The 19,634-nt window shown below is 66.7% G+C and carries 18 protein-coding genes; 10 read left to right on the top strand and 8 right to left on the bottom strand.

What is annotated here, in order from left to right:
- Window positions 1–150: 150 nt before the first annotated feature.
- Window positions 151–915, bottom strand: coding sequence for a helical backbone metal receptor (locus ACIRQH_RS38240; protein ID WP_404229948.1), 765 nt, complete (start codon window positions 913–915; stop codon window positions 151–153).
- Window positions 916–1,796: 881 nt separating this feature from the next.
- Complete coding sequence (locus tag ACIRQH_RS38235) at window positions 1,797–2,321, bottom strand: TetR/AcrR family transcriptional regulator (protein ID WP_404229946.1); 525 nt, start codon at window positions 2,319–2,321, stop codon at window positions 1,797–1,799.
- A gap of 96 nt (window positions 2,322–2,417) precedes the next feature.
- Here ACIRQH_RS38235 and ACIRQH_RS38230 point away from each other — a divergent pair, with 96 nt between their 5' ends.
- Entirely contained in the window at window positions 2,418–3,131 is a 714-nt protein-coding gene (locus tag ACIRQH_RS38230) for an NADPH-dependent F420 reductase (protein ID WP_404229943.1), read from the top strand.
- A gap of 418 nt (window positions 3,132–3,549) precedes the next feature.
- On the opposite strand, the gene ACIRQH_RS38225 is transcribed toward ACIRQH_RS38230, so the two are convergent.
- Window positions 3,550–4,332 (bottom strand): FadR/GntR family transcriptional regulator, encoded by a 783-nt coding sequence (locus ACIRQH_RS38225; protein ID WP_404229940.1) that lies wholly within the window; start codon window positions 4,330–4,332, stop codon window positions 3,550–3,552.
- A gap of 354 nt (window positions 4,333–4,686) precedes the next feature.
- Here ACIRQH_RS38225 and ACIRQH_RS38220 point away from each other — a divergent pair, with 354 nt between their 5' ends.
- Both ACIRQH_RS38220 and ACIRQH_RS38215 read left to right on the top strand, forming a co-directional pair.
- A complete protein-coding gene (locus tag ACIRQH_RS38220) occupies window positions 4,687–4,881 on the top strand; it encodes a ferredoxin (protein ID WP_404229937.1) in 195 nt (64 codons plus the stop codon).
- A 14-nt stretch (window positions 4,882–4,895) separates the two neighbouring features.
- Window positions 4,896–6,095: an NAD(P)/FAD-dependent oxidoreductase gene (locus ACIRQH_RS38215; protein WP_404229935.1), complete on the top strand. Its 1,200-nt coding sequence runs from the start codon at window positions 4,896–4,898 to the stop codon at window positions 6,093–6,095.
- 289 nt (window positions 6,096–6,384) lie between these two features.
- Here the strand turns inward: ACIRQH_RS38215 and ACIRQH_RS38210 are convergent, their stop codons facing one another.
- From ACIRQH_RS38210 to ACIRQH_RS38190, 5 genes are all read right to left on the bottom strand, one after another.
- Window positions 6,385–7,368: an aldo/keto reductase gene (locus ACIRQH_RS38210; RefSeq protein WP_404229933.1), complete on the bottom strand. Its 984-nt coding sequence runs from the start codon at window positions 7,366–7,368 to the stop codon at window positions 6,385–6,387.
- A gap of 315 nt (window positions 7,369–7,683) precedes the next feature.
- Entirely contained in the window at window positions 7,684–8,469 is a 786-nt protein-coding gene (locus tag ACIRQH_RS38205; protein WP_404229931.1) for an enoyl-CoA hydratase/isomerase family protein, read from the bottom strand.
- 71 nt (window positions 8,470–8,540) lie between these two features.
- Window positions 8,541–9,365, bottom strand: coding sequence for a crotonase/enoyl-CoA hydratase family protein (locus ACIRQH_RS38200; protein WP_404229928.1), 825 nt, complete (start codon window positions 9,363–9,365; stop codon window positions 8,541–8,543).
- A gap of 190 nt (window positions 9,366–9,555) precedes the next feature.
- Complete coding sequence (locus ACIRQH_RS38195) at window positions 9,556–10,647, bottom strand: acyl-CoA dehydrogenase family protein (protein WP_404229925.1); 1,092 nt, start codon at window positions 10,645–10,647, stop codon at window positions 9,556–9,558.
- Entirely contained in the window at window positions 10,644–11,771 is a 1,128-nt protein-coding gene (locus ACIRQH_RS38190; RefSeq protein ID WP_404229923.1) for an acyl-CoA dehydrogenase family protein, read from the bottom strand. Before ACIRQH_RS38190 ends, ACIRQH_RS38195 begins: the two co-directional genes overlap by 4 nt.
- A gap of 533 nt (window positions 11,772–12,304) precedes the next feature.
- Here ACIRQH_RS38190 and ACIRQH_RS38185 point away from each other — a divergent pair.
- The 7 genes from ACIRQH_RS38185 (at window position 12,305) to ACIRQH_RS38155 (ending at window position 19,620) form a co-directional block, all read left to right on the top strand.
- Window positions 12,305–13,084: an enoyl-CoA hydratase/isomerase family protein gene (locus ACIRQH_RS38185; RefSeq protein WP_404229920.1), complete on the top strand. Its 780-nt coding sequence runs from the start codon at window positions 12,305–12,307 to the stop codon at window positions 13,082–13,084.
- A 136-nt stretch (window positions 13,085–13,220) separates the two neighbouring features.
- Window positions 13,221–13,913, top strand: a complete 693-nt coding sequence (locus tag ACIRQH_RS38180; protein WP_404229917.1) for a TetR/AcrR family transcriptional regulator — start codon at window positions 13,221–13,223, stop codon at window positions 13,911–13,913.
- Between the two features lie 135 nt (window positions 13,914–14,048).
- Window positions 14,049–14,828, top strand: a complete 780-nt coding sequence (locus ACIRQH_RS38175; protein WP_404229915.1) for an SDR family NAD(P)-dependent oxidoreductase — start codon at window positions 14,049–14,051, stop codon at window positions 14,826–14,828.
- A gap of 283 nt (window positions 14,829–15,111) precedes the next feature.
- On the top strand, window positions 15,112–16,209 hold the full coding sequence (locus ACIRQH_RS38170; RefSeq protein ID WP_404229912.1) for a serine hydrolase domain-containing protein: 1,098 nt from the start codon (window positions 15,112–15,114) through the stop codon (window positions 16,207–16,209).
- Between the two features lie 161 nt (window positions 16,210–16,370).
- Window positions 16,371–17,255, top strand: a complete 885-nt coding sequence (locus tag ACIRQH_RS38165; protein WP_404229910.1) for an alpha/beta hydrolase — start codon at window positions 16,371–16,373, stop codon at window positions 17,253–17,255.
- 209 nt (window positions 17,256–17,464) lie between these two features.
- The gene (locus ACIRQH_RS38160) at window positions 17,465–18,205 is read left to right on the top strand and encodes a nitroreductase (RefSeq protein ID WP_404229907.1); all 741 of its coding nucleotides are present in this window, start codon (window positions 17,465–17,467) and stop codon (window positions 18,203–18,205) included.
- A 239-nt stretch (window positions 18,206–18,444) separates the two neighbouring features.
- Entirely contained in the window at window positions 18,445–19,620 is a 1,176-nt protein-coding gene (locus ACIRQH_RS38155; protein ID WP_404229904.1) for an acyl-CoA dehydrogenase family protein, read from the top strand.
- The last annotated feature ends 14 nt before the right edge of the window (window positions 19,621–19,634 follow it).

Genomic DNA, 19,634 nt, shown 5'->3' with positions numbered 1-19,634 from the left:
AATTCACTTTGGAAACGAACCCGTTGAAGAGGTATAGGGACGCCCTGGATGCCAGGATGCCCGGCTGGCGTGCGGACGGATGACGCAAGGAGGAGCACAGGCATCAAACGGGGCCGGAGACAGGCCAGTTGCCTGGGGCTTGTGTGGTTCTCACTCTCTCGCCGCGAGCTGCCGCAACTTGTCGTACGCCGGCAGTAGTGACGGTCCGTACCAGGTGAGCAGCCGGCCGTCCACCAGCCGGGTTGGGGCGTATTGGAACGCCTCGGGGCCGTCCTCCTCGCTGAACGCGTACGGCTCGTCGGGCAGCACTACGAGGTCGACGTCGGGCCGATCGATCTCCTCGATTGCTACGTGCGGGTAGCGATCGGGGTGCTCGGCGAAGGCGTTGGCGATGCCGACCCGGCGTAGCAGGTCGCCGGTGAAGGTGGAGCTTCCGACGACCATCCACGGGTCTCGCCAGACCGGCACCGCGGCCGTGGCGGTCACAGGGGGGAGTGGACCGGACCAGATACCTTGCGCCGTCGTGAGCCAGTCGGGGGCCGGTACCTGCAGGGCCTTGGTGAACATGCGCTCCAGTGATTCCAAGGCTTCTGGAACGTTCTCGATGACCGTCACCCACACGGGCACCCCGGCGGCGCGCAGCCGGGCGACGTCGAGCTCGCGGTTCTCCTCCTTGTTCGCGATCACGAGATCAGGCCGCAGTCTTACGATCGCCTCACGGTCCGGGTTCTTGGTGCCCCGCACCCGGGACACGTCCAGATCGGCGGGATGGGTGCACCACTGGGTTGCCCCGACGAGGACCTCCGGGCAACCGTCGGTGATCGCCTCCGTCAGTGACGGCACGAGAGACACCACTCGGCGCGGCGCTTCGGCCAGGTTCAGAACGGTTCCCATGTCGTCGTGCGGTGATGGCATCCCGGGCTTCCCTCGGTGTGACGGATCATTCGCGGAGCTCAATAGTAGGACGTCCTAGTATTTCTTGATTATGATACAGGTATCGAATCTGGGGGACTCGCGCAACTGACGCAGCTTGGTAGGGGCCTGCCGCGGCCCACCCGGAGAACCGCCCGAGCCACGGTCGACGGCGCTCGGCGGGACGGTGGGGATGTCTCGAGTGGCGGATCGCCGCGTCTGCTGGAACCCGTGATCGCGGGGATCAATTGTTCGGCGGTGGGCACGGGAGTCACGATGAACCTCCCGGCCGACATCAGGCCGGCGCAGGAGGCGCTGTGGTCGATGCTCGGCGCGTCGGTTCCAGGGGTGCCAGCGTCTGGGCTCGAAGGCGCTCTTCCGGTTGGGGTAGGGCCCCGATGCCATGAAGGGTGTCGTCTCATTCATCGAGACGGGGCCCCAAGTTCCTTGGCTGCGTGGACGATTGCGCCGACGTGATGCCGTAGTGGCCGGCGCGCCCCGTGAGTCTTTGACGCGTCCCGCCGGGGGCCCCTGCCGTCCGGGTGTCGATCCGTAAGCGCCGGAACAGATTGCGTGGTGAAGCTCGGCGGTCGCGGCGCCCCGCAGTGCTGCCTGACCTCTGTGCCGTAGGTGGCTGAAGGAGTCGAACGTCGTCCCTGCATCTGCTGCGATGCAACCTTGTCTGCAACACGGCAATGGGCTAATCTCAGTTTCGACACCGACATCGAATCTCCAATCGGTGCTATGCGCAGCATTCTGCATCGCGGTCCAAGGTGGGTGACCACTGAAAAAGGCCGGGGTGCCGAGACCGGACCGCCACGCACGCGTGGAGGGGAGGAGAACGCGAACAGGAACTCGGTCGGCTGTGTAGCTAGCGGAGCGGGTTACGGGTTGGGTCGTGCCGACGGGCACGGCGGATGGCCGTCTGGCGACGGCGCGCAGTCGCTGGTGAGTCGACCTTCACTTACCTGGTGCCATCGGTGTTTTCGCTCGCCGTCCGCGCCGCCCGAACAGGCCTCTGTGGCTCCCCGTCCAACACGCGGAAAGCCTGCGTCAGGAGCTGGCCGAGGTCTAGCCGGCCGTCCGACACCGTCCACCGATCCAAGGCCCACCTCACCTTGCCAGCCACGTTGCTTTTCCAGATGACGTGCCGACAGGGCGCGGTTGTCCATGATGAGGCGTGTCATGCGCAGGGTGCCGAGAGGGTCCCAGCAGTAATACTCGACGACAATGTCGAGAGCGTGGCGCAACGCGGCCCAGTCGCCCTCGTCCGTCGGCCGTGCGCGTAGGGCGTCCGCGACCTGTCGGCCGTGGGTATCGAATGCGTTGAGGACGACCTCTTCCTTGGTGCCGAAGTACCGAAGGAATGTGCTCCGGGAGACACCGGCGACCGCAGCGAGATCGTCCACCGTGACGTTCTCGAAGCCCTCGCGCAGGATGAGTCCCTTTAGGCCTCTGATGCCTAACCCGACACTTAGTGTCACTTATGAAATGAGGATTCAGCAATGTCCAAGACCCTCGCGCTCATCGGTAGCGGCATGATCGGCGGCGGGTTGGCGCACCTCGCTGTCCGTGCCGGTCTGGAGGTCGTGGTGAGTAACTCCCGCGGTCCTGAATCCCTTTCAGGCCTGCTGTCCGAGCTGGGGCCGAGGGCGCGCGCCGCGACGCCGGAAGTGGCGGCCCGAGAGGGCGACCTGGTGGTGGCGAGCATCCCTCTGAAGAACTTCGAGCAGTTGCCCGCAGCCGCTCTCGCGGGCAAAACGGTGCTGGACACCATGAACTACTACCCCGACCGTGACGGCCGGGTCGGGGCTCTGGACAGGGGTGAGACCACCTCTTCGGAAATGGTGCAGCGACACCTGTCCGGCGCACATGTGGTGAAGGCGGTCAACAACATCGATTGGCGTCGCCTCACGACAAGCGCTCGCCCCTCCGGCGCGTCCGATCGCAGTGCGTTGCCGATCGCCGGGGACGATACGGCGGCCAAGCGGGAAGCGGCCGAGCTGCTGGACCTGCTTGGCTACGACACGGTGGACCTCGGACCCCTTTCCGAGAGCTGGCGCAGTCAGCCGGACACGCCTGCGTACGTCTTCTGCTACGCCGGTGCTCAGCCCGCGGGGCTGACTCCGGAAGAGGCGCGACGCTGGTTCGTAGAGGAGCCTGGTGTCGCGGTTCCCGCGGACCGGATGAAAGAGCTTCTGGCCGCAGCCGTCCGGTAGGAAGGCCGCACCGGCATCGAGCTGCCACGGCGGCGTCGACTGGTCGCGAGTGCGTGAGGAGTGTCCTCACATCCGCGCGCAGGAGGTCTCGAGACCGGGGCCGTCACTGGCCGATCGGCGGAGGACATACAGCAATCACCACTTCATCCGCGAAGTCCGTGGTACTCCGGTCAAGGTCGTCACCGCCGCCAACACCAAGGTCGTCACCCGGCCCTGCTTGACGGGGTCCCGCCCGTCGTGGGCCGGGTGGTCGACCAGCGCCGCTGCCCCGAGGTGCTGCTCCGCGACGGGCTATGACTCCAGCCGCCACCGCGGAGAGCTGCTGCGCGAGCGCCGGATCCTGCCGGTCGTCTCCACGATGCGTCAACGGACGCATGCACCGCGCTCGGCTTCCAGGGCTTCGGGGCCGGACGAGGTGTCACTCCTTGTCCGTAACCGCGATCTCGGTTCGCTCGTCCACCTGGAGAACCGCGTCCGCGTAGCCGTGGACGTGCCGCTTCATCCTGCGGACTGCGGCGTCGGGGTTCTGCTCTCGGATTGCTTTGGTGACCGAGCGATGGGCCCGTGCGGCCACGTTTCGCACCTCGGCATCGATGAAGCGCTCGTTCTCCGTTGAGTCGTAGATCGCCTGGGAAAGGGCGGCCATGAAGCCGGTGAGCAGCTCGTTGTGGCTCGCCGTTGCCACAGCCACGTGCCAGTCGACGTTGGCCTCGAGGAATTCCGCCAGAGTCGTCTTCTCATCGGCGATCGCCTCGTTCGCCGACTCGAGTGCGGCGAGGTCATCCTCCGTCCGGTTCAGCGCGGCGAGCTGTGCACAGTAAGGCTCGATGGCTTCTCGCGTCTCCAGGAGCGCACTGAGCCGGATCTGGCGGCCTCGGATCACGAGGCTCACCGAGTTGGCCACGGCCTGCTTGCCCGGTCGCTGGACGAAAGCGCCGCCGGCCCGCCCTGTTCGGATACGGACCAGGCCCTGCGCCTCGAGAATGCGCAATCCTTCACGGACTGTGGCCCGGCTCATCTGCGTCTGAACCACGAGTTCACGCTCTGTGGGAAGGCCGGCGCCTTCGGGGAATTCGCCGCTCAAGATGCGTTCGCGCAGCTCGCCGGCGAGTACTTCCGAAGCCTTGGGGACGTCTACGGGCGTCAACCGGATGGGGGACTGCCTCCTGCCGGCTGGGTGAGCGGTTCCTGCCTCAGGCATGGTGTCCTCCGGGCTGGTGTAAAAGGTCTGACCTAAGCTACCGTAAAAATTCGGTGCCTGCCCATGACTCTACGGTTGGGTAGGTGACATCCGTCTGGCACGCGACGGGTTCCCTCCCGCCCGGGCCGGTCCGAACCTGCCGCCCGCCCGTCCCTGAAACGCGCTGTCCGTCATCGGCACGGCGAGCCCTGCCACCTCGGAGGCGCCTTCTCCACGCTGGTTCCCCGTATGTCCGACGCCGGCGCCAAGTATTGCTCCTTCAGCTCGAGTTCAAGCATGACGGCCTCCTCCACGGGGTCTACGAACTGCCCGTCAGCTGGTAACACCCGCTCTTCTGAAGAAAACGAGAACCTCATGCGCATGGAAGTCGACCAGCCCAAGTGTGTCGCGTCCGGGCAGTGCGTCCTGGCGGCTCCCGACGTCTTCGACCAGGACGACGACGGGATCGTCGTGATACTGGACGAAACCCCGGGCCCCCACCAGTACGACGACGTGCGGGCAGCGGCGGAGATTTGCCCGGCCGCTGCTATCCGGCTGGTGACTCGGTGAGGAACGAGGCGCCGATGCAACGCATCGCGATAGTGGGAGCCTCGGCAGCCGGCCTGACGGCTGCCGAGACTCTGCGCAGGGACGGCTTCGAGGGGTCCGTGACTCTCATCGGGCAGGAACAGCACCTGCCCTACGACCGGCCCCCGTTGTCCAAACAGATCCTCAACGGCACCTGGACTGCTGAACGCACGGCACTGCGCCGGCCCGAGGACTTGGACGCGCTGGATCTCGACCTCCGGCTTGGCGCAGCCGCAGCCGGGCTGTCCCCGGCCAACCGCACCGTGACTCTGGCCGACGGCACCGCAATCGACTACGACGCTCTGATCATTGCCACCGGAGTGCGACCACGACGACTGCCCCAGTGCGGCACACCGGGGGTGCACGTACTACGCGACCTCCAGGACGCCCTCGACCTGCGGGAGCGACTGACTGCCGGGGGTCGACTGGTCGTGGTGGGCGCTGGGTTCCTCGGCACGGAGGTCGCCGCGGCCGCGCGCACCCTCGATGTGGACGTGGCCCTCGTCGAACCCGCCCCCATTCCTCTTGCGCATGCCATCGGAGACCGGATCGGCGCACACCTGGCGCAACTCCACAAGGACAACGGCGTACAACTGCACCTCGGCACCGAGGTCGCAGAAATCGTCACCCATACCGGCCGGGTGAGCGGGGTGCGCCTCACCGACGGGACACTGCTCCCCGCCGACGACGTACTCGTCGCGATCGGCTCCCAGCCCAACACCGAATGGCTGAGTGGCAGCGGACTCATGGTGGCCGACGGGGTGTTGTGCGATCAATATTGCGCGGCCGCTCCCGGCATATACGCGGCAGGCGATGTGGCCCGATGGCACAACCCCCTGTTCGGGACCGCGATGCGCATCGAGCACCGGACCAATGCCGCAGAGCAGGGCAGAGCTGCGGCCCGCAACCTGCTGCGCCGCGAACAGCCCCAACCCTTCGCCCCGATTCCCTACTTCTGGTCAGACCAGTACGACACAAAGATCCAGGCGTACGGCTACCTGCGTGGCCACGACGAAGCTCAGGTGATGGACGGAGACCCCGCCGACGGTCGTTTTCTCGTCGCCTACCGCACCGGCGAAACCTTGTCCGGCGCACTCTCCGTCGGCATGCCACCTAAGGCACTCCATCGATGGCGAGCAGCCATCAACACCAAAACCAACTGGCAGGAGATCACCCGCCAGTCCCTCACATCCTGACCTCAACAACTTGATGTGTGGTGCCGCAGGCGGGGCGGTGCGGGCGACAGGCCACTGCCCATCCCACCGACCGGTGGGATGGGCAGTGGCCGTCAGTGCAACTGATGGCTCGGAATCATGTGCTCAATGCCCCGTCGCGTTCAACGCTCACCGTGGCCTCCACGTTTCACAGGGGCTCTTGGCGATGCACGAGGACAGCCCACGTCGCGTGCCTGTCGGGCAGTTGCGTCGCTTGGGGGAGCGGCCGACGCGGTCGCTGTGTCTGAGGCATCTCCGCTATGCGGTGCTCTCAGCGATCAACCATGCTCTCGGCCCGCTTGTCGTAACGGTGTCCCCGCACGTCTACGGCTGCGAATGCCTTGTCGATCTGGTGGAGATCGCTGACCGAGAGCTCAATGTCCGCGCCGCCGACATTTTCCGCGATGCGCATTGCCCGACGCGTCCCGGGTATCGGTGCGATCCACGGTTTCTGGGCAAGCAACCAGGCCAGGGAGATCTGGGCAGGAGTTGCTCCCTTGCCGGCGGCGACCGTGACCAGAAGGTCGACGACTGCCTGGTTGGCAGCGCGGGCGTCTGCACTGAACCGAGGCATGGTGGTCCGCATGTCCGTGCTGTCGAAAGACGTACTGGCATCGATGGCTCCGGTGAGGAAGCCGCTCCCGAGGGGACTGAACGGCACCAGGCCGATGCCGAGCTCTTCCAGCGTCGGGATGATCTCGCTCTCCAGGTCGCGCCACCAGAGCGAGTACTCACTCTGCAGGGCGGTGACCGGCTGGACAGCGTGAGCTCGGCGAATCGTGGCGGCTCCGGCCTCGGAGAGACCGAAGTGACCAACTTTTCCGGCGTCGATCAGTTCCTTTACGGCGCCGGCGACCTCTTCGACAGGGACATCCGGGTCAACGCGATGCTGGTAGCAGAGGTCGATGTGATCGACGTCCAGGCGTCGCAGCGAACCCTCGACCGCGGCCCGGATGTGCTCGGGGCGGCTGGATCGGCCGACGGCCTTCCCGTCTTCGAAGACGAAGCCGAACTTGGTGGCGATCACGACGTCGTCGCGCACAGGAGCGAGCGCCTTGCCCACGAGTTCCTCGTTGGCGAAGGGGCCGTAGACCTCGGCGGTGTCGAAAAAGGTGACACCGAGATCGACTCCGGCGCGGATAACACTGATCATCTCGCGTTGGTCGGAGGCCGCACCGAACCCGCTGCTCATTCCCATGCAGCCGAGACCGATCGCCGAAACAGTCAGGCCTTGGCCGAGAATGCGTTGTTCCATGGGCTGATCCTTATGTTGGGTACTGTGCTGGTGATTGAGCGCAACATCGGCGCGGGGGCGGATCCTGTCCCGGCCAGCAAGGGGACAGCTGCGGGGTCCGAGCGATCGCATCGCGGTAGCCGCGTCCAAGGTCAATCGGCGGTGGGGACCACCCAGTCGGCGTCCGCGACTTGGTGGTCGGCCGGGCCTCGCTCCGCGGCCTGATCGGGGCACCGTCCGGGTCGGTGTCCGCGGCACGTCTCGACGACAAGGCAGACGTCCGAGGCGGTCAGCAGTGGAGAGCAGTGACCTCCACCGGTGGGAAGGCGGCGAGCGTCAGCGCATTCTCCACTCGGGTGGGCGCTTCTCGCGGAACGCTCGTACGCCCTCCACCAGGTCCTCGGTCGTGAAGGCCAGGGCGAGCTGAGCCTGGAGAGCGTCGAGCGCCTCGTGAAGGGCGAGGTCCCGTGTCGCGTTGATCGCGTCCTTGCCCAGCCTCATCAGCAAGGGTGACTTCGAGGCGATCTTGTGCGCCCAGGACGTGACCGCCTCGTCGAACTTGTCATCAGGCACTACCTTGTTGACGAATCCCAGGTCGCACGCCTCCTCGGCTGTAATCAGCTCGCCAAGCATCATCAACTCATTGGCCTTCATCCGGTTGACGTTCCGGTAGATGAGTGCCGAGATCATGAACGGAAACGCGCCGACATTGATCTCTGGGCAACCGAACCGCACCGACTCCTTGGCGATCACGAGGTCACAGGCCAGAGCGAGCCCGAAGGCACCGGCGAGGACATCTCCGTTGGCCGCGCAGATCACGGGCTTGCCCAGGGCGCCGATCAGCTCGAAGAGACGCGGGAAGCGATTGAGCTCGCCGTACTTCGTGATGGGGGGCCGGTCGTCGGCGAATGCGTTCAGATTGCCCCCGGAGGAAAAGATCCGGTCGTGCGAGGAAGTGAGCACGACGACACGCGCGCCCTGGTCGTGCCGAGCTCTCGACAGAACGCTCAAGAGCTCGTCGAGCAGTTCGTCGCTGAGGGCGTTACGCGTCTGTGGGTGGTCCAGGGTGATGAGGGCGACGCCCTCCTGATCCACTGTGTAACGCACAAATTTTTTGGTCATGCGAGCCGTCCCCTTCCGGGCCACTCAAGGCTGTTCACTTCAGACCGTCGCGTCCATCGTCGTCCGAGGTGTCACTGATCCGTGAAGCGCGGCTCTCGGCCGTCCAGCCGCGCCCTGACGGCCTCAAGCTGGTTCGGGGTGCCCGCCAGTTCGAGGTTCTGCGCCCGTTCCTGTTCCAGGGCGGTCCTCATGGTGGTCTTTCCCGCCAGTCCGATCAGGCCCTTGGCCGCCCGGACCGCGGCCGGGCTCCGTCCGGCGATCTCCTTCGCCAGATCGAACGCCGCAGTCAGCGGGTCCGCGGCGACGCGGGTCGCCAGGCCGATACGGACGGCCTCCTCACCGCTGACGACCCGTCCCGTGAAGGTCAGTTCCTTGGCGACGTCCAAGCGGACCAGCTGGGGCAGCAACTGTGTGCCGGCCAGGTCAGGGACAAGACCCCACACGACTTCCAGCATGGCGAGCCGGGCATTCGGGGCGACGATCCGGATGTCGGCTCCGAGCGCGATCTGCAGACCGCCGCCGAGGGCATTGCCCCGTACTGCCGCGATCACCGGTACGGGAAGTTCGGTCCATACGTAGGCCGCGCGCTGCCCGGCGGCCTGTGCCGGCCCGTCCGACGGTGGGAGATCCGTCGCCTCGGCGTGCGGACGGCCCTCGCGGGCAGCCTGGAACGCGCTCGTGTCCAGACCTGCGCAGAAGCACGGGCCTTCACCGGACAACACCACCGCCCGTACGTCGGAGCGGGCCTTGAGCTGCTCGCCGATCGTGACCAGAGCGGAAACCATGGCCAGGTCGAGCGCGTTGCGCTTCTCGGGTCGGTTCAGCCGGACGTCGGCGACCCCGGCGGCCACCGTGAGCGTCACCCGCGGTTTTGTGTCTGCAACCGAAACCGTCATTTCACTCTCTCCTTGTTCCTGTCCGGTCGACGACCCGGTGAGCGGAAGGCCCCGACGGGCGCTTCCAGCGTTCGTGGGACGGCTCCGGGGTGTTCTTCACAAACGACCGAGCGAGGTGCCGGGAGCCGTGGGTCTGCGCGCCTGCGGCTGCTCCGGCACACTTCGGTCTCTGACATGTTGGTGCGCAGCCTCAACCGGCGTGGGTGTTCTCAGTGCCGGTGGCGGAGATCAGATCCCACAGGGCCGCGGTTCCGGCCCGGCCCGTCTCCTGGCCCAGTGCGGCCGCCCAGCTGCGCTCACCGCCGAACTCGTCGCGCCAGGACCAGAGACGGGTGGTGTAGAGGTGCAGGTCGCACTCCCGGGTGGTTCCCAGCGCGCCGTAGACCTGGTGTGCGATCGTCGCCCCTTGGGACGCGGCCTCCCCTGCGATGATCTTACTGATCGCCGCATCGTGGACACCGAGGGACAACGCCCCTGATTCCGCGGCCATACGTGCCTGGGCCACGGCTTCCCCGAGCTGTGCGATGAGGTGGCTGACCGCCTGGAACTTGACGATCGGACGTCCGAACTGCACCCGCTCCTTGGCATAGCCGACGGTCAGCTCCAGCACGCGTTCGAGGGCTCCCGCGATCTGCAACGACCGCGCGACGGCGCCCCGCCGCCGCCACCTCTGTTCGACGAACTCGGCGGTGACCGGCGTACCGGTTGCCTCGATACCGTCCACCAGGACCGTGTCCCGCGGCTCTCCGGCCAGGTTGTGGCCACGCTTCACCTGCACGGCATCCAACGGAACGAGTACCAGCACCGGTCCGTGTGGGCCACCGTCGGCGATCGCGACGATGTGGCCGGCCGCGCGTGCCCAGGCGACGGCGTGGGCCGTGCCGGACACCTTCCACCGAGACCCACTCGACTCCGCGGAGAGTTCGTCGGCGGTGGGGGCGACCGCGAGCGCGCCGTCGGGCAACGTAAGCCCCGCTGCCACCACTGCCGGCGCAGCGATGAAGGTGGTCTCGGCCAGGGGCACGGGTGCCGCGCAGTACCCGGAGAGGCGGACCAGTTCGGCGGCGTCCAGCACGCTGCCGCCGGAACCACCGTCCGACTCCGCGATGCCCACGCCGACGAGGCCCGAGTCGGTGAGGCCGTGCCACATGAGCTCCGACCAGGAGTCGCGCTCGGCATCGGCCGGCCCTTGGGCGCCGCCGTGCGAGCTCAGAAGCCGCCGCGCGGTGTCTGTCAGGAGAGGGTCGACGGCAGTGGCCGGTCCGAAGTCAGCGGCAGTCATCGGATCAGCTCCCGTGTGGCGACACCGCGGAGGATCTCTGTGGTTCCGCCTCGGATGGTCAGGATCGGAGAAGTGAGAGTCGCGGCAGCGAGCTGGCGAGTGAAGGCGTCCTCGGCTCGGGGGTCCGGTACGAGCCCGGCGAGATCCCGGACGGTCTCGACGACATCCTTCTCGAAAACGGTGCCCAGGTCCTTGACCAGCGCGGCCTCCGCCGCGGGCGCACCGTGCTCGTCGATCATCCGCGCGATCGACAACGACAAATTGTGCAGCGTACGGTACCGGGCGACGATGCGGCCGATGGCGTCGCGCACCGAGTCGGAGTCGACGAGTCCGTACCGGCTGAGGAACGACCGGAACACCCGGTAGGTCGACAGCCACCGGTCTGGGCCGGAGCGCTCGTAGGCCAGCTCGGAGGTGACCTGGTGCCACCCGTCCCCGATCTGGCCCAGGACCAAGTCGTCGGGGACGAAGGCGTCATTGAACACGACCTCATTGAAGTCATGAGTACCGTCGAGCTGGAGAATCGGGTTGACGGTCACCCCGGGCCCGCGCAGGTCGATGATGAACTGGCTCATCCCCTCGTGCCGGTCCTTTTCCAGCGGAGAGGTACGGAGCAGAGTGAGCACGTAGTCGGTGTGATGGGCACCGGAGGTCCACACCTTGGTGCCGGTCACGCGCCATCCGCCCGGCGCGCGTGCCGCGCTCGTACGGATCGACGCGAGATCGGACCCGGAGTCCGGCTCGCTCATGCCGATGGAGAACGTGCACTCGCCCTGGGCGATCGCCGGTAGGAACCGGCGCTTCTGTTCCTCGGTGCCGTGAGCGAGAATGCTGGGCGCGCTCTGCCGGTCCGCGACCCAGTGGGCCGTGATCGGAGCGCCGCTCGCCAGCAGTTCGGCAGCCACCACGAAGCGCTGCACAGCGGTGCCGCCCGCGCCGCCGTACTCGGTCGGGATGGTCATTCCGACCCATCCCCTGGCCGCGAGCCTGCGGCTGAAGTCCTGGTCGAAGGCCCCGCCTACGGGACGTTCGACCCCCTCCCCGAATTCTGCGGTCAGGAACGCGCGTACGTCATCGCGCAACCGCTGTTCGGGCGGGGTGAGAGTAGTTGGTCGAAAGCGCATCAGATCTGTTCTTCCTTACCGTGGGAGCGGATCAGCAGATCGAGTACGAGGGCGCCGTCCGGGTGGACGGCCGCCGCGGCGAGCTCGTGCCAAGCCGGGCACGGTCCCGCCGACGACGCCCGCTCCGGCCTGGATACGGTCCAGGGGCGTCGTCGCATGGCGGACAGCAGGTCACGTCCCCGAACTCGGAGGCTCCTGAGGGCTGCGACGGCGCGCGGCCGCACGCGTGCGTCGAGATGCGGAGGTCACCTCTCGGCCTCCATGAGTAGCAGCTCGTCCACACTGCGAAGTGCCTCGCAAAATTGATATCAACGTCGAATACTTTCGCAACGTAGCATCGAGGTCGAATGCGGACAAGGGCGGGATCGTGCGCGCCTCTTGAGGGTCTTCCTGCCGCAGAAGTTCTCCGTAAGGGCTGGCCCTGGCGGCGTGTCCAGGGACGTTGCCCGATGGGAGGGATCGATGGTGACGTTGACGTCGAAAAACTTTCCTGCCAGTCTTGCTCGCGCCGACTGACCTGATGAGGAGCCCGCATGGCAGACCTGGAGTACACGGTTGATCAGGGTGTGGCGACCATCCGCCTGAATCGGCCCAAGCAGAAGAACGCGTTCACCATGGCGATGATCGACGACTGGGTCCGGCTGCTGGTCGAGGCCCGTACGGACGACGATGTACGCGTCGTGGTCCTCACCGGCGCCCCTGGCGCGTTCTGCGCCGGCGGAGACCTGGACGCGCTCGGTGTCGATGACTCACCGCTGGGCCGGAAGAACGGCCTCATGGACAACATCCACCGGATCCCGCTCGCGCTTGAGGACCTGGACAAGCCCGTCATCGCCGCGGTCAACGGGGTCGCGGTCGGAGCCGGCATGGATATGGCGCTGATGTGCGACATTCGCCTGGTCGCCCGTTCCGCCCGTTTCAGTGAGGGCTACATCAAGGTCGGCCTCGTCCCGGGTGACGGTGGTTGCTACTACCTGCCGCGTCTCGTCGGTATGGCGAAGGCTCTCGAGCTGATGTGGACCGGTGATTTCATCGACGCCGACGAGGCGCTACGGCTCGGCATCGCCAATCATGTGTACGACGACGACACCTTCGAGAAGGAGGCGTTCGACTTCGCGCGGCGGATCGCGCAGCAGTCGCAGATCCACGTTCGGATGATCAAGCGTGCTACGCAGCAGTCCGCCCGGTCGGATCTTCGAACCGCTCTTGACTTGATTTCTTCTCATATGTCTGTCGCGCGCTCGACCCATGATTCGGCAGAGGCGATGACGGCCTTCCGGGAGAAGCGGAAGCCGAAGTTCCAAGGACGTTGACCTGCGGTGGGGCCGGATTCGGTCGGTATCGGCGCACGATGTTCCGCCAAGCGTATTGCCTCCCAATTCGACAACGATGTCGATTCCGATAGCGTTGAGGTTTTATCGAAACTGACGATGAGGAGACGGAAACGCAATGGCTGCTCGGAGCACGCAGGATGTTTCCCCGGACACAGGTACCGGGGCCAAGCGGAGGGCACAGTACAGCTCCGGTGCGTCCGAGAAGGGCAAGCGCACTCGCGCCCTGCTCCTGGCCGCAGCTCGCTCGGTCTTCGAGCGCGCCGGCTACGTCGACGCCCGGGTGGCCGACATCGTCTCTGCGGCCGGCGTCTCACACGGCACCTTCTACACCTACTTCGAGGCGAAGGTGGATGTCTTCAGAGCGCTGATCGCCGAAGTCAGCGCCGAGTTGGTGGCGGTCATGGAGGCACCCATCGCGGGCGACGAGGGAACCCACCACGACATCGCGGCTCGCCTTCGTGCGGCCAACGGGGCTTACCTCGACGTATATCGCAAGAACGCGGCCCTCATGATGCTGAATGAGCAGCAGGCCAGCATCGATCCCGAAGTGATGAAGTACCGGATCGAGGCGCGTCGTGCGCACGTGAACCGCATCACCGAGAGCCTGCAGAGAATGCAGCGCATGGGAGTCGCCCGGCGAGACCTGGACTGCCGCACCGTCGCCGCGGCGCTCGCAGGCATGGTGAGCAACTTCGCCTACTACTGGTACGCCCTCGGAGAGCCGTTCGACGAGGATCTCGCCCGTACCACGCTCACGGATCTGTGGCTGGGAGCCATCGGATATCCCCGGAGCCAGGCCGGCGACTGAGTATCACGTTCATACGGAACAAGCCGAGTCCGGTTCCGGACCCGACAGGTGGATCAGGGGTCGCGTCCCTGCGTGGGCGATGGCCGCACGGTGCGTCGGCGTACGCAGTCGCGGACCCCTAGACGGAGGTAACCGATGGCTTTTCCCGCCCCGTTCGACCTGACGGCCAAGGTAGCGCTGGTGACCGGCGCAGGAGCTGGTCTCGGTGCAGCCTTCGCACGGATGCTCGCCACGGCCGGTGCCACCGTGGTGTGCGCCGACATCAACGGCGCCGCCGCCAAGGCGGTCGGGGACGAGCTGGTGGCAGCCGGTCTGTCGGCCACGGCGGTCGAGCTCGACGTCACCGACGAGTCCCGCGTGGACACGGTCGTTCAGCAGGTCGCCGCCGAACAGGGCGCCCTCGACATCCTCGTGAACAACGCGGGTATCGGGGACCCGCAGTCGCTCCCTCTGCACAAGGTCCCGACCTCCGACTGGCGTCGGGTGCTCGCGGTGAATCTGGACAGTGTCTTCCTGTGCAGTCGGGCCGCCCTGCGGGTGATGACCGCCCAGGGTTCGGGAAAGATCGTGAACATCGCCTCCATGTACGGACTGCACGGCTCGCTGATGTCTGCCGTCCCGGCCTACGCCACCACCAAGGGCGCCGTCGTGAACATGACCCGCGAGGTAGGGCTGGAGTACGCGGCGTCGAACATCCAGGTCAACGCCCTGTGCCCGGGATTCGTCCAGACTGAAGCCCAAGGCGGGCTCCTCAAGCACCCCAAGGTCGTGGCCCGGCTCTCCAGGAACATCCCCATGGGCAGGGTCGCCATGCCGGAGGACATCGCCGGGGCGCTGCTGATGCTGTCGTCGTCCGCCTCCGACTACATGACCGGCCAGACGCTCGTGATCGACGGAGGGGTTTCGGCGGCGTGAGCGACCGACGGGCTTTGCGAGAAAAACAGGGCGCGTCGGTTCAGATGCCGTAGCCGTCGAGGCCGAGCCGCGGTGCTTCTCTGCCGCCACCGCTCCACCAGTTCCACATCTCATGGAGGGGCCCGCGTCAGCTGGTTGCCCCGTACGTCCTCTCAAGGAAGGCCTACCCAATGCCACTCGGCCTGTTCGACCATCCGGGGAGCACCGCTTCCGCTGTCCACCCGACGACCGAGGGCCGGCTGTGACATCCGTCGAGGGAACGGCCGCTGATCGTTACAGCGCTTTGCGTGACGAACTGCAGAGGCGCCTGGACAGCGGCGCCGAGTGCGGGGCGTCGATCGCTGTGATCGAAAGGGGCGAACTGGTCGTGGACTTGTGGGGCGGCCATGCCGACGCCGCCCGAACGCGCCCCTGGGAGCGCGACACCCTGACCCCCGTGTGGTCGACCACGAAGACCATGACCGCACTGGTCGCCCTGATGCTGGTCGACCGGGGTGAACTGGATCTCGATCGGCCGGTCGCCCATTACTGGCCGGAGTTCGGGGCCAACGGCAAGCAGGACATCAAGGTCAGACACCTACTCTCCCACTCGTCCGGTGTATCGGCCTGGGAACAGCCGGTGACGGTCGAGGACGTGTACGACTGGGAGAAGTCGACGGCGATGTTGGCCGCCCAGGCCCCGTGGTGGGAACCGGGCACCGCGTCGGGTTACCACGCCCTCAACTTGGGGCACCTCGTCGGGGAAGTCGTGCGCCGTGTCACCGGCCGGCGCCTGAAGGCCTTCTTCGCGGAGGAGGTCGCCGGGCCGCTGGAAGCGGACTTCTTCATCGGCCTGCCTACCGAGCATCACCACCGGGTGGCGGAGATCATCCCTCCTCCTCCGCGCCCTTCCAGCTTCGTGCCCCTCCCCGGGAGCGTCCAGGAACGCAACATGCGCGGCCCGGCCGTTGGCGCGCAGGTCTCCAACACCGAGGAGTGGCGGCGGGCGGACATCGGGGCCGCGAACGGTCACGGCAACGCCCGGTCGGTCGCCACGATTCAGTCCGTCATCTCGCACGGCGGTGAGGCACACGGCGCCAAGCTGTTGTCGCAATCGACGATCGACCTGATCTTCGATGAGCAGACGAACGGCCGGGACCACGTCCTCGGCGTGCCCGTCCGTTTCGGAGTGGGGTACGCGCTTCCCCTGCCCAGTCTCCTGCCGTACGTGCCCGAAGGCCGGCTCTGCTTCTGGGGCGGTCTGGGCGGATCGCTCGTGGTCAACGATCTTGATCGCGGCGTCACGATGGCGTACATGATGAACCGCCTGCAGAGCGGGGTCATCGGTTCCGAGAACAGTGCGGCCTACTTCTCCGCGTACTACGCGGCACGGTCGAACTGAGTCCTTCGTCCCGCACTCGGGCGGCATCGGCCCGGGTCATGGCGGGAGCAGCGCGGTTCATCTTCGGCATCAGTGACGCCGGAGGCAGCGATGACATCCCCGAGATCCACGCAAGTGGCGACTTCTCGGCACCCGGAGTGGTTCGAGGACAGGAGAGTGCTGTGACCAGTGAGTCCGACGCCGCGCGGGCGGCATACGCGGAGATCAGGACGGCCAAGGATCTGATCGGAATGCGCGAGAAGTATGAACAGGCGGGCCTGAAGTACGGCCTCAACCCCAAGGTGTCCCGCAAGCAGGTGACCGTAGGAAACGTCTCGGCCGACCTGCTCACGAACGAAGGCTCCGGCCCGGGAGTGGTCCTCTACCTGCATGGCGGTGGCTACGCGGCCGGTTCGGCCAGGAGCCATGGGCACCTGGCCGCCGAGATCGCGGTCCTGGCGGGCGCGGACGCCCTCGTCCTCGACTACCGGCTCATGCCCGACCACGTGTTCCCCACGCAGTTGGAGGACGCGCTCGCGGCCTACCAGTACCTCCTCGGCACACACGGCTCGGCGGCGGAAATCGCCCTCGTGGGTGACAGCGCCGGCGGAAACCTCGTGATGGCACTGCTGTTGGCCATCAAGCGTCAGGGCCTGCCAAAGCCGTCCGCCGCGGCGCTCATCTCGCCGCTTGTGGACTTCCGCGCCGAAGGAGAGTCGATGCGCACCAAGGCCGAGGCAGATCCGATCATCACTCAGCGGGCGACCGCCGGTTCGGGTCTGCGGTATCTGGCCGACCGGTCGCCCGATGACCCGGAAGTCGACATCCTGGGCGCTGACCTCAGTGGTCTGCCGCCTCTGCTCATCCAGGTCGGAGCGTCGGAAACACTCCTGGACGACTCCGTCCGCCTTGCCCGGAAGGCGGGCCACGACAACGTCGATGTCACCCTGGAGATAGCACCGGAGATGGTGCACGTGTACCAGTTCTTCTTCCCGGTCTCCGGGACTGCCCGGGCCTCGGTCGAGCGTATCGGGACGTTCCTCGCGCGGCGTCTGCCGTCGAGCTGAGCCCAGGACGCACGGGGCGTGGCGAGCCTGGTGGGCGCGCCAGGCTCGCCTCCGAGTACGGCATCGACGGGGCGAGTTGGGCACTGACCGCCGGCGCAGTGCTGATGACCGCGCCCGCCAGGCCCGCCGTCGAGTTCGCTTCTCCGAGCCGGCAAGGCCGGCCGTGTCCGTCGTCCTTCTGCGCGGCTGTCGAAGGGAAATCTGTGAGCATGCCGGACACCTCCAGGAGTCAGGAGCGTCTCGCGGACGCACTCCCTCTCGGCCGTCCTCAGGAGGCAGGGCCGTCTGTCGGGTTCAGGCGGCTGCTCCTCGAGCGGTGGAGTTGTCGTGCGTACCTCCCTGACCAGGTTCCCGATGACGTGATCGCAGAGATGTTCGCGACCGCCCAGCGAACCGCGTCCTGGTGCAACACCCAACCGTGGCAGGTCTACCTGACGAAGGGTGAGGCGACGAGGGGGTTCGCCGTGAGTCTGGCCGAGCACGCGAGGACTCATCAGCCGGTGCCCGACCTGACGGTGCCGGGGGAGTACCGCGGTGTTTACCAGGAGCGGCGACGCGGGGCGGGGCTCGCACTCTACGCGAGTCTGGGCATCGGCCGGGAGGACCGGGAGGCTCGTGAGAAGCAGCAGTTGAAGAACCTCGACTTCTTCGGTGCCCCGCACGTCGCCGTGATCACGACCGACCGTGATCAGGGCGTGTACGGTGCGGTCGACTGCGGCGCGTACGTGGCGAATCTCGTCAACGCCGCCTCGTCACTGGGTGTCGCGTCGCTTGCCCAGGCGGCGGTCGCGATGTACTCCGACCACGTCCGTGAGTATCTCCGCATCCCGCCGGACCGACTCGTCGTCTGCGTGGTCTCCTTCGGCTATGCCGACACCACCCATCCGGTCAATCGGTTCCGTACGACGCGCGCGGACGTCCGGGACGCTGTGACCGTGGTCGACCGCTGAGCCGCCGACACCAACCGCCGGACGCTCTCTTCCGGCTCGTGAGACAGGGCCCGACCGTGAGAGGCCCCGGCGAAGTCCGTGCCGCGAGACGACTTGTCATGCCATGAGCGCTGCCGTCCCCGCACTTCGCCGTTCTGCGAGCCCGGCCCTCGTGACGGTGACGAGTGGAACACTCAGCAGTGCGGTTTTTTGGTCTGACCTAAGATATTGTTTTGGAATCGACCTACTAGGTGGTGACTATGGACCTGTCCGACGCTCTCGACGAGGCCGAGTTCCGGCAAGGTGTCCGGACCTGGCTCCAGAGCAGCCTCCCCGAGCTTCCCTGGCCCGAGCCCAGCGACATGGTGGACAAGGCGCCCTTCTGGCGCCAGTGGCAGCGCATGCTCTTCGACGCCGGCTATGCGGGCCTCACCTGGCCGGCGGAGTACGGCGGCCAGGGGCTGGACGAGCGGATGCGCGCGATCTTCACCGAAGAGTGCGACTACGCCGGTGCGCCCGAGCGGCTCAACATCATCGGTGAGGACTTCGCCGGCCCGACCGTCGCGGCCTTCGGGACCGACGCGCAGAAGACGCGGTATCTGCGATCGATCCTGAACGGTCAGGACATCTGGTGCCAGTTGTTCTCGGAGCCGGACTCCGGTTCGGACCTGGCATCGCTGCGCACCAAAGCGACCAAGGTGGACGGCGGCTGGCGGATCCAGGGACAGAAGATCTGGACCAGTCGCGCACAACTGGCCGCCCACGCGATCCTCTTGGCGCGCACCGGCGGAGGCGAGCGCCACAAGGGGATCACGTACTTCCTGCTGCCCATGGACAGCGAGGGCGTCACCGTGCGGCCGCTCGCGCACATGCTGGGGGAGGAAGAGTTCAACGAGGTCTTCCTCGACGACGTCTTCATACCCGACGAGAACATGGTGGGCGAGGTCGACGGCGGCTGGAAGGTCGCCATGGCGACACTCGCCTTCGAACGGGTCGCCATCGCCACCGGCCGCGTCAACACCACCAAGGCGATCGAGGACATCATCGCCGACGTCCGTTCCAAGAAGACGGCCGACGGTGAGCCCCTGGGCGCCGATCCTCACGTACGGCAGAAGGTCGCCGATCTGTGGGCGCGCGCGCTGGTGCACCGCACGATCAGCCAGCGGGTGATCTCCGGCACGGTGTCGGACAGACCGCCCGGCCCGGTCACCTCGATCGGCAAGCTCTACTTCTGCCCTCTCGTCGAGGACTTGGCGGACTTCCGTCTCTCTCTCGAACCCCTGGGCAGCCAGTTCGCTCTGGACGACCAGTACGCCGAGGCGCAGTGGTGGCTGCGACTCGCCAACCAGTCCCGAGGCACCGCGATCGCCGGTGGCTCGACCTTCATTCAGCGCAACATCGTCGCCGAGCGGATCCTCGGCATGCCGAGGAGCTGACGTGGCCTACACAT

This window comes from Streptomyces sp. NPDC102279 (genome assembly GCF_044766365.1).
In the GTDB taxonomy this organism is placed as follows: Bacteria; Actinomycetota; Actinomycetes; order Streptomycetales; family Streptomycetaceae; genus Streptomyces.
Note: the sequence above shows the minus strand (reverse complement) of the source record. Positions and strands in the feature narration are given on the sequence as shown.

Excerpts from the sequence above, each read along its gene's own strand:
- ACIRQH_RS38205 (WP_404229931.1), bottom strand. The coding sequence starts at position 8,469 with ATGACCAAAAAATTTGTGCGTTACACAGTGGATCAGGAGGGCGTCGCC.
- ACIRQH_RS38240 (WP_404229948.1), bottom strand. The coding sequence starts at position 915 with ATGCCATCACCGCACGACGACATGGGAACCGTTCTGAACCTGGCCGAA.
- ACIRQH_RS38200 (WP_404229928.1), bottom strand. The coding sequence starts at position 9,365 with ATGACGGTTTCGGTTGCAGACACAAAACCGCGGGTGACGCTCACGGTG.
- ACIRQH_RS38180 (WP_404229917.1), top strand. The coding sequence starts at position 13,221 with ATGGCTGCTCGGAGCACGCAGGATGTTTCCCCGGACACAGGTACCGGG.
- ACIRQH_RS38230 (WP_404229943.1), top strand. The coding sequence starts at position 2,418 with ATGTCCAAGACCCTCGCGCTCATCGGTAGCGGCATGATCGGCGGCGGG.
- ACIRQH_RS38210 (WP_404229933.1), bottom strand. The coding sequence starts at position 7,368 with ATGGAACAACGCATTCTCGGCCAAGGCCTGACTGTTTCGGCGATCGGT.
- ACIRQH_RS38220 (WP_404229937.1), top strand. The coding sequence starts at position 4,687 with ATGCGCATGGAAGTCGACCAGCCCAAGTGTGTCGCGTCCGGGCAGTGC.
- ACIRQH_RS38175 (WP_404229915.1), top strand. The coding sequence starts at position 14,049 with ATGGCTTTTCCCGCCCCGTTCGACCTGACGGCCAAGGTAGCGCTGGTG.
- ACIRQH_RS38155 (WP_404229904.1), top strand. The coding sequence starts at position 18,445 with ATGGACCTGTCCGACGCTCTCGACGAGGCCGAGTTCCGGCAAGGTGTC.
- ACIRQH_RS38225 (WP_404229940.1), bottom strand. The coding sequence starts at position 4,332 with ATGCCTGAGGCAGGAACCGCTCACCCAGCCGGCAGGAGGCAGTCCCCC.
- ACIRQH_RS38195 (WP_404229925.1), bottom strand. The coding sequence starts at position 10,647 with ATGACTGCCGCTGACTTCGGACCGGCCACTGCCGTCGACCCTCTCCTG.
- ACIRQH_RS38215 (WP_404229935.1), top strand. The coding sequence starts at position 4,896 with ATGCAACGCATCGCGATAGTGGGAGCCTCGGCAGCCGGCCTGACGGCT.
- ACIRQH_RS38190 (WP_404229923.1), bottom strand. The coding sequence starts at position 11,771 with ATGCGCTTTCGACCAACTACTCTCACCCCGCCCGAACAGCGGTTGCGC.
- ACIRQH_RS38185 (WP_404229920.1), top strand. The coding sequence starts at position 12,305 with ATGGCAGACCTGGAGTACACGGTTGATCAGGGTGTGGCGACCATCCGC.
- ACIRQH_RS38160 (WP_404229907.1), top strand. The coding sequence starts at position 17,465 with ATGCCGGACACCTCCAGGAGTCAGGAGCGTCTCGCGGACGCACTCCCT.